General features: G+C 59.3%; 14 protein-coding genes and 2 pseudogenes. 9 read left to right on the forward strand and 7 right to left on the reverse strand.

All coding sequences use genetic code 11. The annotated features are described in order from the left end of the window. A pseudogene (locus D8U61_RS21530) lies at nucleotides 1–216 on the reverse strand (energy transducer TonB); the annotation flags it as partial. 1,072 nt (nucleotides 217–1,288) lie between these two features. On the opposite strand from D8U61_RS21530, the gene D8U61_RS21535 reads away from it, so the two are divergent. Further along, nucleotides 1,289–1,912 (forward strand): glutathione S-transferase N-terminal domain-containing protein, encoded by a 624-nt coding sequence (locus D8U61_RS21535; RefSeq protein ID WP_073471360.1) that lies wholly within the window; start codon nucleotides 1,289–1,291, stop codon nucleotides 1,910–1,912. 177 nt (nucleotides 1,913–2,089) lie between these two features. Here D8U61_RS21535 and D8U61_RS21540 read toward each other — a convergent pair whose 3' ends face one another. Next, nucleotides 2,090–2,530: a CBS domain-containing protein gene (locus tag D8U61_RS21540; RefSeq protein WP_016775372.1), complete on the reverse strand. Its 441-nt coding sequence runs from the start codon at nucleotides 2,528–2,530 to the stop codon at nucleotides 2,090–2,092. A 22-nt stretch (nucleotides 2,531–2,552) separates the two neighbouring features. Between D8U61_RS21540 and D8U61_RS21545 the strand changes: the two genes are divergently transcribed. After that, nucleotides 2,553–2,828, forward strand: a complete 276-nt coding sequence (locus D8U61_RS21545; RefSeq protein ID WP_130927646.1) for a hypothetical protein — start codon at nucleotides 2,553–2,555, stop codon at nucleotides 2,826–2,828. 61 nt (nucleotides 2,829–2,889) lie between these two features. After that, nucleotides 2,890–5,250 carry a DNA polymerase II gene (locus tag D8U61_RS21550; protein WP_177433359.1) on the forward strand — a complete coding sequence of 787 codons (2,361 nt, stop codon included), beginning with the start codon at nucleotides 2,890–2,892 and terminating at the stop codon, nucleotides 5,248–5,250. Here the strand turns inward: D8U61_RS21550 and D8U61_RS21555 are convergent. The 3 genes from D8U61_RS21555 to D8U61_RS21565 all read right to left on the reverse strand — a co-directional run bounded on the left by D8U61_RS21555 (nucleotide 5,215) and on the right by D8U61_RS21565 (nucleotide 7,958). After that, a complete protein-coding gene (locus D8U61_RS21555) occupies nucleotides 5,215–5,685 on the reverse strand; it encodes a DUF1810 domain-containing protein (RefSeq protein ID WP_122698472.1) in 471 nt (156 codons plus the stop codon). The genes D8U61_RS21550 and D8U61_RS21555 overlap by 36 nt on opposite strands. Nucleotides 5,686–5,709: 24 nt before the next feature. Then, nucleotides 5,710–6,531 carry an aldo/keto reductase gene (locus tag D8U61_RS21560; RefSeq protein ID WP_130927648.1) on the reverse strand — a complete coding sequence of 274 codons (822 nt, stop codon included), beginning with the start codon at nucleotides 6,529–6,531 and terminating at the stop codon, nucleotides 5,710–5,712. Between the two features lie 278 nt (nucleotides 6,532–6,809). After that, nucleotides 6,810–7,958, reverse strand: a complete 1,149-nt coding sequence (locus D8U61_RS21565; RefSeq protein ID WP_130927649.1) for an aldose epimerase family protein — start codon at nucleotides 7,956–7,958, stop codon at nucleotides 6,810–6,812. Between the two features lie 245 nt (nucleotides 7,959–8,203). Here D8U61_RS21565 and D8U61_RS21570 point away from each other — a divergent pair, with 245 nt between their 5' ends. Together D8U61_RS21570 and D8U61_RS21575 are read left to right on the forward strand one after the other, a co-directional pair. Next, nucleotides 8,204–8,953 (forward strand): hypothetical protein, encoded by a 750-nt coding sequence (locus D8U61_RS21570; RefSeq protein ID WP_056788708.1) that lies wholly within the window; start codon nucleotides 8,204–8,206, stop codon nucleotides 8,951–8,953. A gap of 235 nt (nucleotides 8,954–9,188) precedes the next feature. Beyond that, complete coding sequence (locus D8U61_RS21575) at nucleotides 9,189–9,974, forward strand: sulfite exporter TauE/SafE family protein (protein ID WP_125927590.1); 786 nt, start codon at nucleotides 9,189–9,191, stop codon at nucleotides 9,972–9,974. A 1-nt stretch (nucleotide 9,975) separates the two neighbouring features. Here D8U61_RS21575 and D8U61_RS21580 read toward each other — a convergent pair whose 3' ends face one another. Continuing rightward, complete coding sequence (locus D8U61_RS21580) at nucleotides 9,976–10,440, reverse strand: GNAT family N-acetyltransferase (protein ID WP_125927591.1); 465 nt, start codon at nucleotides 10,438–10,440, stop codon at nucleotides 9,976–9,978. 194 nt (nucleotides 10,441–10,634) lie between these two features. Between D8U61_RS21580 and D8U61_RS21585 the strand changes: the two genes are divergently transcribed. The 3 genes and pseudogenes from D8U61_RS21585 to D8U61_RS21595 all read left to right on the forward strand — a co-directional run bounded on the left by D8U61_RS21585 (nucleotide 10,635) and on the right by D8U61_RS21595 (nucleotide 12,373). Next, on the forward strand, nucleotides 10,635–11,198 hold the full coding sequence (locus D8U61_RS21585; RefSeq protein ID WP_130927650.1) for a DUF4174 domain-containing protein: 564 nt from the start codon (nucleotides 10,635–10,637) through the stop codon (nucleotides 11,196–11,198). 563 nt (nucleotides 11,199–11,761) lie between these two features. Continuing rightward, nucleotides 11,762–12,091: a DUF6124 family protein gene (locus D8U61_RS21590; RefSeq protein ID WP_039763404.1), complete on the forward strand. Its 330-nt coding sequence runs from the start codon at nucleotides 11,762–11,764 to the stop codon at nucleotides 12,089–12,091. Nucleotides 12,092–12,107: 16 nt separating this feature from the next. Further along, nucleotides 12,108–12,373, forward strand: a pseudogene (locus D8U61_RS21595) (hypothetical protein). A gap of 97 nt (nucleotides 12,374–12,470) precedes the next feature. On the opposite strand, the gene ampC reads toward D8U61_RS21595, so the two are convergent. Beyond that, nucleotides 12,471–13,637 (reverse strand): class C beta-lactamase, encoded by a 1,167-nt coding sequence (gene ampC / locus D8U61_RS21600; protein ID WP_130927651.1) that lies wholly within the window; start codon nucleotides 13,635–13,637, stop codon nucleotides 12,471–12,473. A gap of 160 nt (nucleotides 13,638–13,797) precedes the next feature. Between ampC and D8U61_RS21605 the strand changes: the two genes are divergently transcribed. Continuing rightward, entirely contained in the window at nucleotides 13,798–14,670 is an 873-nt protein-coding gene (locus tag D8U61_RS21605) for a LysR family transcriptional regulator (protein ID WP_122611228.1), read from the forward strand. Nucleotides 14,671–14,734: the final 64 nt, after the last annotated feature.

A 14,734-nucleotide genomic window follows, 5' to 3' on the forward strand; every position in this document is an offset into this window, starting at 1 on the left:
CGGCGTCGGCAGTGGCTCCGGACGCGCCTGATGGAAGAACCACCACGCGCCGCCGTGTATCAGCGCCGACACGGCGATCAGCAAGAGCATCTGTGGTTTGTTCAACCCGCCGGGTCGTGACGTATTGGCTGTAAACGCCGGCCTGCCCGTTGCCGGCGAGACCGGCGCTTGCTGCAACGGCCCCGGCAGGGTTTTGTGCTTTACCGCATCGTTCATTAAAGCTCCCTCGGGTCAGATGAAGGGCAATAAGGTGCCGTCCGAACATATGGCTGATGTTCGAGTGAGTAGGTGTAACTTTCTTCAAGGTGTACGCGGGCCGATAGTTGGACTATCTGTTTAAACGGCCTCGAACAAACTTAGTGGCTTAGTAGCATCTATATCGATTGTTCATTATCCATTCCGTGGCTTGTTGTTGTGTGGAGATGTGAGCTGTCTCAGGTTTGTTACAGTTTGCAACAGGTGTGCCAGATGTTGCTGAAACGGGTTGAACGCAAATCTTCGGTGTTACTGATGTCGCATTTATATAAGTTTCAGTTTCGCCCACTGTTTATTCGGCGTGAAGTGGTCCTCAAGTCCTCGCAGAAGGGCTTTTTCCAGAGCGAGTCAGCGGGAACGCTGTATCACGCCAATCGACGGGATAGAGCGGCTGCTCGGTGATCAGGCTTAGCACCTATCGGTGCGTAGCGAATCGATTTGGTGCAGGTCAGTCATTCAGCGGCTCACGGGACAAGTTCCTTATTTTGATTCTGGAGTGTTGGTTAACTGCATCACATTCGGGCGTGCGCTTTTGGTGCAACTTCAATGACGGAAAGTCATTGTTCGACAATCTTGTTGTTGTGCCTTTTATTAATTGCCGTATTTAAAAAATAAATAACACTCGGCGCCCGGCGATTGCTCGATCGCCAGGCACGCAAAGTGTGCATTGGGTTTCAGGTAATAAAGGAGAAACGCGCCAGGCTGAGTAGGCTCGGCTGAACTTGGGGCTGGATTTGCGAGTGAGTGGGGTATGTCGTACGGCGGAGCATTTGAAGATTCACAGGTGAACTCCTTATTGCCAGCTCGGACAGGCGAACTTTTGGTTCGCTGTCGCACCTTACAAGAACGCGGATAGCGTTCGATGAATGCTCTTGGTGCGGGATGGGCACCGCCAGCGCTGATTGGCGAAGGTTGATTTCGCAAGTCGGCAGTGCATGGGAAAAACGTGCCAATCACGACACATTTGCAGAATTTTCTACGTCAGGCCAGCCAGCCATCTACCCTGTGCAAAGGCCTTATCGGGGGAACGGACATGTACCAGCTCTACGGGCACAAGAATTCCGGCGCGGCTGCCATCGAGGCGGCACTGGAGTTGTGCCAGATCGCCTATCGCTTCATTGATACCGAAGCCAGCGCCGAGGCCGACGAGGCGCTGGGCAAACTCAATCCGTTGAAACAGATACCGACCCTGCAACTGCCGGACGGCAGCGCCATGACCGAAAGTGCAGCGATCCTTATTCACTTGGGCCTGACGTTTCCCAAGTCCGGCCTGCTGCCGAGCAAGGCAGCCGATCGTGATCAGGCGATTCGCGGCCTCGCCTACATCGTCAGCAATTGCTACGCAGCGGTCGGCATCATCGATTACCCCGAGCGCTGGCTGAGCACGCCCGACGAGAGCGCACGGCAAAATCTGATCGCCGGCACCCGCCAGCGCTTGCACTTCAGTTGGGAGGTGTTTGCCGATCAGTTTTCCGGGGAGCTGTATCTGGATGACGAAACGCCCGGCGCGCTGGATGTGCTGGCGGCCGTGGTAAGCCGCTGGGCCGGCAGCCGCGAACACCTGCGCCAGACCCGCCCGGGCTTTTATGCCTGGCTGCAAAGGATCGACCGACACCCGGTGCTGGCACCGGTGTTTGAGCGGCATTGGCCGGCCTGACGGACGAGATCGTTCCCACGCTCTGCGTGGGAATGCCTCAACGGACGCTCCGCGTTCGGCTTTAGAGGGACGCGGAGCGTCCCGGGCTGCATTCCCACGCAGAGCGTGGGAACGATCATCACTGACCTGGCGCATGTGCGAGAAGGCTCGCTCTCACAAGGGGTCACGGCGGTGGGCTCATTCGCCGCGAATGTACTGCTCCAGCTGTTTGATCAGCTCGGCCTGTTCGGCAATCGCTTCCTTCACCAGGTCGCCGATCGACAACAGGCCGATCAACTGGCCGTCCTCGACCACCGGCAAGTGGCGCAGGCGTTTGTCCGACATGATGCCCAGGCAGGTGTCGACGGTTTGCCGGGTGTCGACGGTGATCACGTCCTTGACCATGATGTCGCGCACTGGCGTACCGACCGAAGAGCGCCCGTGCAGCACCAGTTTGCGTGCATAGTCACGCTCGCTGATGATGCCGACCACTTTGTCGTCTTCGACCACCAGCAAGGCGCCGACGTTTTTCTCGGCCATCTTCATCAGCGCTTCGAGCACCATGTGATCGGGTTTGATCTGGTGCACTTCCTGATTTTTCTGATCTTTGAGCTTGAGCAGTTGGGCGACGGTCTTCATGGCGGTTACTCAGGTGTTGTCGTTGTTCATCAAGCATCGTAGACGCAGCCGCGCAGAGCAAGGTGGCAAAGCGGCAGTTAGCGTGCAAAAAACGCCATTTGCCAGAAAAAACATCTTTGTATCGGTAAATGAAGCATCTGTGGCGAGGGGATTTATCTGTAACAAGGGGGGATTATCTGTGGCAGAGGATTTATCTGTGGCGATGGGATTTATCTGTGGCGAGGGGATTTATCCCCGCTGGCCTGCGCAGCAGGCCCTTTCATTAAAAGCGGGGCCGCTTCGCGGCCAGCGGGGATAAATCCCCTCGCCACAGATCCTGCGTAGAATGGCGTTCTGATTGAAACGTTGAGGTCGCAGTGGTGGATTTACAGCAGGGCTTCGTCCTGACCCGGCATTGGCGCGATACGCCGGCCGGCACCGAAGTCGAGTTCTGGCTGGCAACGGACGCCGGGCCGCGCCGCGTGCGTCTGGCGCATCAGCCGTCGGTCGCATTTATTCCCGCCGCACAGCGAGAAGCGGCCGAGCGTCTGCTGCACGATGAAAAGAACGTGGAACTGCGACCGTTGGCCTTGCTCGATTTTCAGCATCGTCCGGTGCTCGGTCTGTATTGCCAGCAGCACGGCCAGTTGATGCGCCTCGAAACCGCGCTCAACCGCGCCGGCGTCGACGTCTTTGAAGCCGACGTGCGTCCCCCGGAACGCTATCTGATGGAGCGCTTCATCACCGCGCCGGTGCTGTTTGGCGGCACCCCGGATGCTGACGGAGTACTGATCAACGCCCAGCTGAAACCCGACCCCGATTACCGGCCGAAACTGCGCTTGGTCTCACTCGACATCGAAACCACCGAAAACGGCGAGCTGTATTCCATCGCGCTGGAAGGCTGTGGCGAGCGCCAGGTGTACATGCTCGGCGCGCCGAACGGCGACGCGAGCATTGTCGATTTCGACCTCGAGTACTGCGATTCGCGCACGCTCATTCTGAAGAAGCTCAACGACTGGTTCGCCCGCCACGACCCCGACGCGATCATTGGCTGGAACGTCGTGCAGTTCGATTTGCGCATCCTCCATGAACACGCGCGGCGTCTTGGCGTGCCGCTGAAGATCGGTCGTGGCGGCGAAGAAATGCAGTGGCGCGAGCACGGCAGCCGCAATCACTACTTCGCCTCGGCAGCGGGGCGGCTGATCATCGATGGCATCGAGTCGTTGCGTTCGGCGACCTGGAGTTTTCCCTCGTTCAGCCTGGAAAACGTCGCACAGACCCTGCTCGGCGAAGGCAAGGCGATCAACAATCCGTACCAGCGCATGGACGAGATCAACCGCATGTTCGCCGAGGACAAACCGGCGCTGGCCAAATACAACCTCAAGGACTGCGAGCTGGTCACGCGGATCTTCGCCAAGACCGAACTGCTGACGTTTTTGCTCGAACGCGCCAGCGTTACCGGTTTGCCCGCCGACCGCAGCGGCGGTTCGGTCGCTGCGTTCACCCATTTGTACATGCCGTTGATGCATCGCCAGGGCTTCGTTGCGCCCAATCTGGGCACCAATCCACCGCAGGCCAGCCCCGGCGGTTTTGTCATGGATTCGCGGCCGGGGCTTTACGAATCAGTGTTGGTGCTCGATTACAAAAGCCTCTACCCGTCGATCATTCGCACCTTTCTGATCGACCCGGTGGGCTTGATCGAGGGCCTGCAACACCCGGACGACGCTGACTCGGTAGCGGGTTTTCGTGGCGCACGCTTCTCGCGCACCCGCCATTGCCTGCCGTCCATCGTGGCGCGAGTGGCCGAAGGGCGCGAAACCGCCAAACGCGAGCACAATGCGCCGCTGTCCCAGGCATTAAAGATCATCATGAACGCCTTCTACGGCGTGATCGGCTCCAGCGGTTGCCGTTTTTTCGATACCCGGCTGGCCTCGTCGATCACCTTGCGCGGCCACGAAATCATGCTCCGCACTCGCCAGTTGATCGAAGAACAGGGCCACGCCGTCATTTACGGCGACACCGATTCAACCTTCGTCTGGCTGCGCAGTCTGCACGGTCAGGATGAAGCAGCGCAGATCGGCCATGCGCTGGTCAAGCACGTCAACGATTGGTGGCGCGCCCATGTGTGCGAGGAATACGGGCTGGAAAGCGCGCTGGAATTACAGTTCGAAATTCACTACAAGCGCTTCCTGATGCCGACGATTCGCGGCGCGGAGGAGGGCAGCAAGAAGCGCTACGCCGGCCTCGTCACCCGCGCCGATGGCAGCGAGGAAATGGTCTACAAAGGCCTGGAAACCGTGCGCACCGACTGGTCGCTGCTGGCGCGGCAGTTTCAGCAAGAACTGTATGAGCGGATCTTCCAGCGCAAGCCGTACCAGGATTACGTCCGCGATTACGTGCGCAAGACCCTCGCCGGCGAGTTCGACGATCGGCTGATCTACCGCAAACGTCTGCGCCGCACTCTCGACGATTACGAACGCAACGTGCCGCCCCACGTCCGCGCCGCGCGGCTCGCCGATGACTACAACGCCGAGCAGGGTCGGCCCCGGCAGTATCAGAACGGCGGCTGGATCAGTTACGTCATCACCTTGGCCGGCCCGGAGCCGCTGGAGGTACGCCGCGCCGCCATCGACTACGACCACTACATCACGCGACAGCTGCAACCGGTGGCGGATGCGATTCTGCCGTTTGTCGACGACGACTTCTCAACCCTGATCGGTGGGCAACTGGGCCTGTTTTGAGTCGAGCAGTTGCAGCGTCCATTCATCGAGAATGCCGTGGAAGTAACGCTCCAGCGCCTGATGGAACAGACTGTCCTCGGCGCTGAACTGGGCAAACAGGGTCATCGAAGAATGAAATTTCAGGTCATCGGGATGGCCGAAAATTTCTGCAATCGAGCGCTGCGGCACATTCAGCACCAGTTGCGTGCAGGTGCGCAGCCGCGCCCCGAGCAGCTCGTGGGCCAGATAGGCCTGGGCTTCCTCGGCTGAACCGATGGCGAAGCGGCGGGCCATTTCGCTGCCGCCCAATCCGGCGAACTGCGGAAAGACGAACCACATCCAGTGGCTGCGCTTGCGGCCTGTCTCGAGTTCACGCTGGACCCGTTCGAACACCGGATCCTGTGCCTGGACAAAACGTTGCAGGTTGTACGGGTCGTGCAGATCTGTGCTTCTCATGGCGAAGCCCTCGCGGTCGGCAGCTCAGACCATCGCCAGCCGCTGCTTGCGTTGAGGCGCCGGGAACACCTTGTCCAGCGCCGCCAGATCCCCGGCGTCCAGGTGCAACCGGGCCGCCTCGGCATTGAGTTGTACATGCTCGGGGCGCACAGCCTTGGGAATCGCAATCACGCCGTCCTGACGCAGGAGCCACGCCAGTGAAATCTGCGCCGGGGTGGCGTTGTAGCGCCTGGCAATGTCTTGCAGAACCGGCTCGGCGAGCATCGCGCCGCCCTGGCCGATCGGACAGTACGCCATCAACGGCAGGCGCTGGTGTTGGCACCACGGCAGCAGATCAAATTCGATGCCGCGCTCTTCGAGGTTGTACAGCACCTGATTGGTGGCGCAGGCCGAGCTGGACAGTTCTTCGAGGTCGTCGACATCGAAATTCGACACGCCCCAACGGCCGATCTTGCCGTCCTCGCGCAGGCGTTCGAAGGCTTCGACGGTTTCCTCCAGCGGATACTGACCGCGCCAGTGCAGCAGATACAGATCGATGTAGTCGGTGCCGAGCCGACGCAAACTGCGCTCGCAGGCTTGCGGGATGCCCTGGCGGCTGGCGTTGTGCGGGTAGACCTTGCTGACCAGAAAGACTTGATCGCGCAGACCGGCAATGGCTTCGCCGACCACCGTTTCGGCGCCGCCCTCGGCGTACATCTCAGCGGTATCGATCAGGCTCATGCCGAGCTCGATGCCGCTGCGCAGCGCCGCCACTTCACGGCTGTGCGCCGAACGATCCTCGCCCATGCGCCAGGTGCCCTGGCCAATCACGGGAACCTGCACGCCGGCCAACTCAAGGGTATGCATTCAAACCTCCTGCCTTAAAGAGTCGATATCTTTAGTGGGCAGCAGGATAGAGCAAGGGTTCCCGGAAGGAAGGGGGAGTCAAGGATGAAACCGGATCAATTGTGGTCAGGAGATCTTGTGGCGGGGATTTGTGGCGAGGGGATTTATCCCCGCTGGGCTGCGAAGCAGCCCCAAAAACCTGCAATAGAACGCTGTCTGATACAACGCGTGTTGCAGGATCGGGGCTGCTTCGCATCCCAACGGGGATGAATCCCCTCGCCACAGGGGAGCATGGCAGGTTACTTGGCGGAGAACTTCAGTATCACGCTGTGGGCATAGGTCTGCCCCGGATCAAGCCGCGTGCTTGGGAAATCCGGCTGGTTCGGCGAATCCGGGTAGTGCTGGGTCTCGAGGGTGAATGCGCCCCAGTGTGGATAGACCTTGCCGCCCTTGCCCTTGACCGTGCCGTCGAGGAAGTTGCTGGTGTAGAACTGCACGCCCGGCTCGCTGGTGAACAGTTGCAGCACACGCCCGGATTGCGGGTCGCTGACTTCGGTGGCGAGCTTGCTGACATCGCCCTTGGTGTCCAGTGCCCAGTTGAAATCGAAGCCGCCCTGTTTCGGCTCGGCGAATTTCAGCTGCGGATGATCAGCCTTGATGTGCGTGCCGATCGCCGTCGGTTTGCTGAAGTCCATCGGCGTACCGGCCACAGGCGCCAGCTCCCCGGTCGGGATCAGTTTCGCGGTGACCGGCGTGTAACGGCTGGAGTTGATCATGGCGACTTGCTTGAGAATGTCGCCATTGCCGGCGCCGGCCAGGTTGAAGTAGCTGTGGTTGGTCAGGTTGAGCACGGTCGGCTTGTCGGTGCTGGCCTTGTAGTCGATGCGCAGCTCGTTGTTGTCGGTCAGGCGATAGGTGACTTCGGTGGTCAGATTGCCCGGGAAACCCATCTCGCCGTCGGCCGACAGGTAGGTCAGGGTTACGCCCACCGAATCCTTGTCCTTGGTTTCCCTGGCCTTCCAGACTTTCTTGTCGAAACCTTCGGGGCCGCCGTGCAGGGCGTTGGATTTGTCGTTCTGCGGCACTTGATAACGCTTGCCATCGAGTTCGAAAGCACCTTCGGCCAGGCGGTTGCCGAAGCGGCCGATGGTCGCGCCGAAGTACGCGGTGCCTTTCTGATAGCCCTGCACATCGTCAAAACCCAAGACGACGTCGTCGAACTTGCCGTGTTTGTCAGCGACTTTCAGCGCTTGCAGGGTCGCGCCGTAGGTAATCACGGTGGCTTGCATGCCGTGGCTGTTGCGCAGGATGTACTGTTCGACAGGCGTGCCGTCATTGGTTTTGCCGAAGGCTTTGTGTTCAGCGGTCAGGCCCGCCGCGTTGGCGGAAAGGGTAGCGATCATCAGGGACAGTCCGAGGCCGGAGAGCAGGTGACGGGATTGAAGCATGGTTGACCTTCCTTTTTGTTGTTGTTTTGAGAAAACGCAATTAGTCAGGCTATTGAATATTTCGCAGAAGATTTATAGCGGATTTACCGCTGTTGGCAAATATAAAGTCCGACTAATTGACATGGCGAAAAGCGCCGAAGGTCGGCTCACCGCCCGGGCACTGCACTTTTTCGCAATCGGCGGCTCTATGCATGGCCAGGATGCGGTGACTCCCGCCGCACAGGAATGTGCCTGTCCGAGACTTCATGCCGAGTGTTTTTGCCCTGATCACCGTCGCTCACCGCCGCCCGTGCCTGCTGCTGGCCTGCCTGTTGTCGCTGTTGCTCAGCGGCTGCAGCCACCAGAACGGCAACGGATTCTTCAATCAGATACGTGAAGGGCAGCCGCAGGAATTTCTCCAGACCAGCGTCGACCGCATGGCCACCCTGGCAATGCGCGATAACCTCGACAGCCTCTATCGATTGATGGGCAAACTTTACCTGCGCAACCCGGAAGAACTGCGCAAATCCGGTTTCCTCACCGTCAACGCCGCCGTGAAACAGGTGCGTCTCGCTGTCGAGCAACAGCAGCCGTTGCCCGTGCTGGGCGGGCGCAAGGACCTGGCGGCGCTGAGCTATGCGATGAGTCCGGAATTCCTCGGCGACCGCGTCGGCGCCTTCATCTATGCGATCGGCAGCATGCTGGTTACCGCCCACGGCAATCGCACCGAGTTCTACATGACCGACGCGATCAACCCGACGTTCGTGCACAACGCCGCGCGCAACATCGAAAAAGCCATGTGGATTTTGTCGCAACGACAAAACAAGGAAGGTCAGCCGTTGCTGTTCTCCAACGAAATCTCGGAGGAGGGCAGCAATCTCAGCTTCGCCACCGAATTCAGCAAAATCGTCGCGCGCCTGGATCTGCTCACGCAGATGCTCGATGAGCGCTATCGCAGGATCGGCCTGAATTACGCGCAGAGTCTGCTGTTCTTGAATTTCCTGCCGGTGCAGTGAGCCTTGCAGGTTTGCTGTGGCGCAAAGATCCACTGTGGGAGCGAGCCTGCTCGCGAATGCGTTGTGTCATTCAACTCATCGGTCGGCTGACACCCCCTTCGCGAGCAGGCTCGCTCCCACAGGGATCTGCGGTGAATTCGATATGGCATAACGATAGACCGCATCGATATATGTGGTTATAAGAAAAATCGCTATGCTGCGGGCCAGATTTTCCTGTCGTTTTCTGGACGTTTGAATGGAATTGGCAAATTTCGGCCTGGTGATTGCCGGGCTGGTGGTGGGGTTTATCGTCGGCATGACCGGTGTCGGCGGTGGTTCGTTGATGACGCCGATTCTGCTGTGGTTCGGCATCAACCCGGCGACGGCGGTGGGTACGGACCTGCTTTACGCTGCGATCACCAAATCCAGCGGCGTCCTCGTTCACAAGAAGAACAAGAACATCGACTGGGCGATCACCGGCTGGCTGACCCTCGGCAGCGTGCCAGCCGTGGCCATGACCCTGTGGTTCCTCAGCACCCTGCACACCGCGCCGGACGCGATGAACGCCATTATCAAGCAGGCGCTCGGCTTCGTCCTCTTCGCCACCGCCTTGGCAATCTTCTTCAAGAAACGCTTGCTCGAATTCGCCCACAAACGCGCGGGTGGCAACTACAACCCGAGCGGTTCGCGCCTGAATATCATGACGGTGATCACCGGTCTGATCCTCGGCACCATGGTCGCCCTGACCTCGATCGGCGCCGGCGCACTCGGCACCGTTGCCTTGTTCATCCTCTACCCGCTACTGCCAACCCGCCGCCTGGTCGGCACCGAAATCGCCCACGCCGTACCCCTGACCCTCGTCGCCGGCCTCGGCCACGCAAGCATGGGCAACATGGATTGGGGCGTGCTGGGCTTCCTGCTGATGGGCTCGCTGCCCGGCATCTGGCTCGGCAGCCACCTGACCGGACGCATCTCCGACGAAGTCCTGCGCCCGTGCCTGGCGACGATGCTGGTGTTGATTGGTTATAAGTTGGCATTCTGAGTCAGGCGCGAATGACGTACTTCATCACCACCACCGGCAGCTCTTCGTAAACCAGCTCCTCGACGACTTGCCAGCCCAATCGCGCATACAGCGACTGCGAAGTGTCGGTGTAGAGATAGAGCTCAGGCACACCGAGCGCCGCCGCTTCCTCGACTACTCGATTGACCAATTGCGAGGCTATACCTCGACCACGTTCTTCGGCCTTCACGTAAACACCTGCCAACCACGGGGTCAGATTGCGGCGCAGTTTCAAATCGTGCTCGATCAGCAGCGCGCCGCCGAGCAGTCGCGAACCCTCAAGCGCCACTACCACGCAGGGTACTGCACCTTTGCCACAGGATTCGCGCATGTGCTCGATGCGATCCTCGACAGTTTGTCCTGGGCGAAACTCACCCCATTCCTTGAAGTTGAGAGCGGCCAGTTCTTCGATAAATTCGGGGTGATCGCACAGATAATCGATGTGCATGCGCGTGAACTCCATTTCGTTGGCAGAACGGCCACCCTAGTGCGCTCATGGCTGATAATCAAATCGACGTAGCGTTTGCGCAAAGTTCTCCCTGACCTAAGCTTCTGACAGGGCAATGCCTTTTTGCCAGACGCCGCCGGAACAATCGCCACGATGCGCAATCAGTAGTGCGTGGATATCAAAAGGAGATGCGCATGCTCATCAGGTCCCTGACCCTGACCCTCTTGCTGGCAGTCGCCGGCCCCCTGTTCGCCGCCGACAGCGATTCACCCCTGGCCGGGGACGTGGGCCGCGCCCGCCCGCTGATCGTGATTGCGCAAAGCACTGTCGACCCGGTGTGGCTGAGCCTGAAGAAGTCGCTGGAAGATCCGGCCAACAAAAAGGGCGTCACCGACCGCAACATCAAGGTCTACACCATCCTCAGCATGTCCGGACAGCTCGACGGCAAGGACATGGGCCAGCAGGACACCATGGCCCTGCTGCGTTCGCTGAAGCTCGGTGCCGGCGCTTATCCAAAAGTGTTCCTGGTGGGCAAGGACGGCGAAACCAAGCTCTCCGCCTCGGGTGATGAAGCCAAGGCATTGAGCCTGGCGAAAATCTTCGAAACCATCGACGCCATGCCCATGGCCGAAAAAGAAGCCGCCGCTGCGGCCGCCGCCGCACAAACGCCTGCCGCCACCGAGCCGGAACCGGCCAAAGGCGCGAAGGGCAGCAAACCGGCGAAACCGAGCAAACCGCCGCAGATGCCGGATGATTGATTGCGCGTTGACTGAATGAAGCAAAATCCCTGTGGGGGCTGGCAAACCAGCTCCCACATTTTTTTGTGAAGTACACAGTTCAAATGTGGGAGCGAGCCTGCTCGCGATAGCGGTTTTTCAGGCGCTGAAAGGTGACTGATCGAGCGCATTCGCGAGCAGGCTCGCTCCCACAAGTCATCTGCTGATCGAAATTCATTGCAGCATATGCCTGCCGAAACGTCTGACGCCAACACCCTTCAAATCGAGTGGATTTTTCCTGCAAGACGCGGCGGTCGTGGTGAACTGGTGCGTTGTGACGCAGAGGGATAACCTCTTTTGGCCGCTGAAAAACACAGTGGTCGGATGTGGAAGTCCGGTGATTCCCGAGCGCGCATTGCGCCTGTAGACACATGTTGGTGGTTTTTATGCCAACATTGTTTGCTTATGGCAGCTATGCGCAGGAGCACTCTCGAGTGCACCGGGTTCCTCGGGCTTCCCCGGACTTCCACACCTGCGCAAAGCTGCCACCCTCTCGTGGAAGTGAGTTCGGCAGTTTTTTCTTTAAATGTCCCGAGGATTTATTAATGAAAAAACACACTCCAAATCCCCCCGAATCCCCCATGGATTCAAGCTCCTTCGACTCCAATAATCCGCGTCTGCGCCACCCCGGCCAACCCGATCCCATCAGCCACGTCTTCACCATTCTCCCCGACATCGACACGGCGACACTGCTGAGCCATGCCTGCGAAACCCTTGCCTCACTGAACGTACTGACCACCGATCTGGCCTGCGAGTTGAGCGGTGCGCAGCGCAGCCTGACGTTGTCGATCCAGCAATTGGCGGTAGTCGGAGAACTGCTGGTCAACCGCGCGCTGGACAATCTCGATTCACCCGCAACGGCGACTCAACATTGAACAGGGAGGTTCTACCATGGCGCGCTACATACCGATCACCGGGATCGACTGCAAAATTCCCTGTGTGCTGATCGACAGCGAAGCCCCATCGACGTGTTGCACGGCACCGCGGCTTACCGCTTGCGCTGTGTGACGCAGCTGATGGAGAGCCTTTCGCTGGACGAGGGCAAGGGACACGATGCATTGCTGTTGCAGGATTTCGCCCGGGTGCTGGCGATTCCGTTGCGCGATAGCTGTGACTTGATGGATGTCATTGGCTGGCGCTTGCAGGCGCAGCTTTAAGCGCTGAAACGAAAAAGATCGCAGCCTGCGGCGGCTCCTACAGGATCGGGTTTTCACTCGGTCAATGGAGCTGCCGCAGGCTGCGATCTTTTGATCTTTATTCGGTCAACTGACTGAAAATCTCATGCGCAACCTTCACCCGTTCGGCATTCGGGTAGTTCTTGTTGGCCAGAATCACGATGCCCATGTCCCGCGACGGCACGAACGCCACATACGCACCAAAGCCCCGCGTAGAACCGGTTTTGTTGAACAGCACGTTGGCCGGTTCAGCTTGCGGTGGGGTCAGCCACTCGACTTTGTGCGGTTCCATGGCCATGGGGGTCGAGTTGCCGTTTTGCAGTTTTTCCAGGCTGATCGGGTAGGCGTAGCGTTCCCAGCCCAGGCCTTGGGTCATGTCGCCGACGCGGTAATAACCGATGTGGGTGTTGGCGATGGCTTGGTGCAGATCAGGCGCAAGGCTGGCCGGTTTCAGCTGTGCCTGGACGTAACGCAGCAGGTCGGCGGCGCTGGTTTTGATGCCGTAGGCTTCGGCGTCGAGGGCGCCGGGGCTGACGCGTACCGGTTGGTCGGCGCTGTCGTAGCCTTGGGCATAAAGCTTCGACTGCGCTGACGGTACGCTGAGGAAGGTGTGCTGAAGGCCGAGTTTCGGCAGCAGGGTTTGCGTCATTGCCTGGTCGAACGGCTGGCCGAGGCTTTTCGCCGTCAGGTAGCCGAACAGGCCTAGGCTCGGGTTGGAATACAGGCGATGGCTGCCGGCGGGAAACTGCGGTTTCCATTGTTGGTAATAGCCGAGCATCCTGTCGGAAGAATCCGCCTCAGCGGGAAATTGCAGCGGCAGTCCGCCAGCACTGTAGGTGCCCAGTTGCAGCACGCTGATGTTGTCGAAGGCGCTGCCCTTGAGCTCCGGCCAGAGTTGGCTGGCCTTGCTCGACAGGTCGAGTTTGCCTGTGACCTGGGCGTAACCGGCGAGGGTGGCGGTGAAGGTTTTACTCACCGAGCCGACTTCGAAGAGGGTGTTTTCGCTGACCTTTTGTGCGGTGTCTTTAGCGGCGACCCCATAGTTAAAGTAATGCGCCTGGCCATTCAGGGTGATCGCTACGGTCAGCCCCGGGATGTTGTTTTGCTGCATGACCGGGGTGACGGCTTGGCTGACCAGTGCCTGCAATTGCGCATCCGTCGGCGTTGCGGCATGACAGGCAACGCTGCCGACGAACAGTGCGAAAGCGCTGTAGGAAAAAACCTTGCTCGGTTTTAAGGAACACATGATTGAATCACTCTCCATGAGTGTCGATTGGTGTATCCCGCTACACTGCGGGTGATTTTTTCATCGGGCGGCTGATCAGCGCGGTTAATTTAGGCACTTTGCCGACCTTCGACAAACGATGAAAACTCGCACGAAACCTTAGAAAAATTTGGGACAACGCATGATTCGACCGCAACTGCCGCTCAACGCTCTGCGCGCGTTTGAAGCCTCGGCACGTCATCTGAGCTTCACCCGCGCCGCCGTCGAACTGTGCGTAACACAGGCAGCGGTCAGCCATCAGGTCAAAAGCCTGGAAGCGCAACTCAACCTGACCCTGTTCAAACGCCTGCCCCGTGGGCTGATGCTGACCAGTGAAGGCGAAACCTTGCTGCCGGTACTCAGCACATCATTCGATCATATTGCGCAGATGCTCGAGCGTCTGGCCGGTGGGCAGTATCGCGACATGTTGACGGTCGGCGCGGTGGGCACTTTTGCTGTGGGTTGGCTGTTGCCGAGGCTGGCGGACTTTCGGGGGAAACATCCGCTTATAGATTTACGTCTGTCGACCAATAACAACCGGGTGGATGTGGCGGCGGAAGGACTGGATTACGCCATTCGTTTCGGTGCTGGCGCCTGGCATGGCATCGAGGCGACACGCTTGCTCGATGCGCCGTTGTCGGTATTGTGCGTGCCGGAGATTGCCCGGCAACTGCACTCGCCGGCGGACCTGTTGCAGCAGACCTTGCTGCGTTCCTATCGCACCGATGAATGGCCTGAGTGGTTTCACGCAGCGGGACTGGCGACGCAGGCCGCGCCACCGCAAAGCATCGTGTTCGATTCGTCGCTGGCAATGATGGAGGCCGCATTGCAGGGCGGCGGCGTGGCGTTGGCGCCGCCGCTGATGTTCGCCCGGCAACTGGCGGCAGATGCGATCTGCCAGCCGTTTGCGATCGAGATCACCACCGGCAGTTACTGGCTGACACGGTTGCAGTCGCGAGCGGAAACGGTGGCGATGAAAGCGTTCAAAACCTGGTTGCTGCAGATCTCAAGCTGAAAACCGATTTGTAGATACCGTCTTGAGCCTCACCGGGCAAGCGCAAGTTTCGGGTCATATGGCA

Source organism: Pseudomonas sp. Sample_14 (assembly GCF_004307515.1).
In the GTDB taxonomy this organism is placed as follows: domain Bacteria; phylum Pseudomonadota; class Gammaproteobacteria; order Pseudomonadales; family Pseudomonadaceae; genus Aquipseudomonas; species Aquipseudomonas atacamensis.

Excerpts from the sequence above, each read along its gene's own strand:
- D8U61_RS21535 (WP_073471360.1), top strand. The coding sequence starts at position 1,289 with ATGTACCAGCTCTACGGGCACAAGAATTCCGGCGCGGCTGCCATCGAG.
- D8U61_RS21540 (WP_016775372.1), bottom strand. The coding sequence starts at position 2,530 with ATGAAGACCGTCGCCCAACTGCTCAAGCTCAAAGATCAGAAAAATCAG.
- D8U61_RS21555 (WP_122698472.1), bottom strand. The coding sequence starts at position 5,685 with ATGAGAAGCACAGATCTGCACGACCCGTACAACCTGCAACGTTTTGTC.
- D8U61_RS21560 (WP_130927648.1), bottom strand. The coding sequence starts at position 6,531 with ATGCATACCCTTGAGTTGGCCGGCGTGCAGGTTCCCGTGATTGGCCAG.
- D8U61_RS21565 (WP_130927649.1), bottom strand. The coding sequence starts at position 7,958 with ATGCTTCAATCCCGTCACCTGCTCTCCGGCCTCGGACTGTCCCTGATG.
- D8U61_RS21570 (WP_056788708.1), top strand. The coding sequence starts at position 8,204 with ATGCCGAGTGTTTTTGCCCTGATCACCGTCGCTCACCGCCGCCCGTGC.
- D8U61_RS21575 (WP_125927590.1), top strand. The coding sequence starts at position 9,189 with ATGGAATTGGCAAATTTCGGCCTGGTGATTGCCGGGCTGGTGGTGGGG.
- D8U61_RS21580 (WP_125927591.1), bottom strand. The coding sequence starts at position 10,440 with ATGCACATCGATTATCTGTGCGATCACCCCGAATTTATCGAAGAACTG.
- D8U61_RS21585 (WP_130927650.1), top strand. The coding sequence starts at position 10,635 with ATGCTCATCAGGTCCCTGACCCTGACCCTCTTGCTGGCAGTCGCCGGC.
- D8U61_RS21590 (WP_039763404.1), top strand. The coding sequence starts at position 11,762 with ATGAAAAAACACACTCCAAATCCCCCCGAATCCCCCATGGATTCAAGC.
- ampC (WP_130927651.1), bottom strand. The coding sequence starts at position 13,637 with ATGTGTTCCTTAAAACCGAGCAAGGTTTTTTCCTACAGCGCTTTCGCA.
- D8U61_RS21605 (WP_122611228.1), top strand. The coding sequence starts at position 13,798 with ATGATTCGACCGCAACTGCCGCTCAACGCTCTGCGCGCGTTTGAAGCC.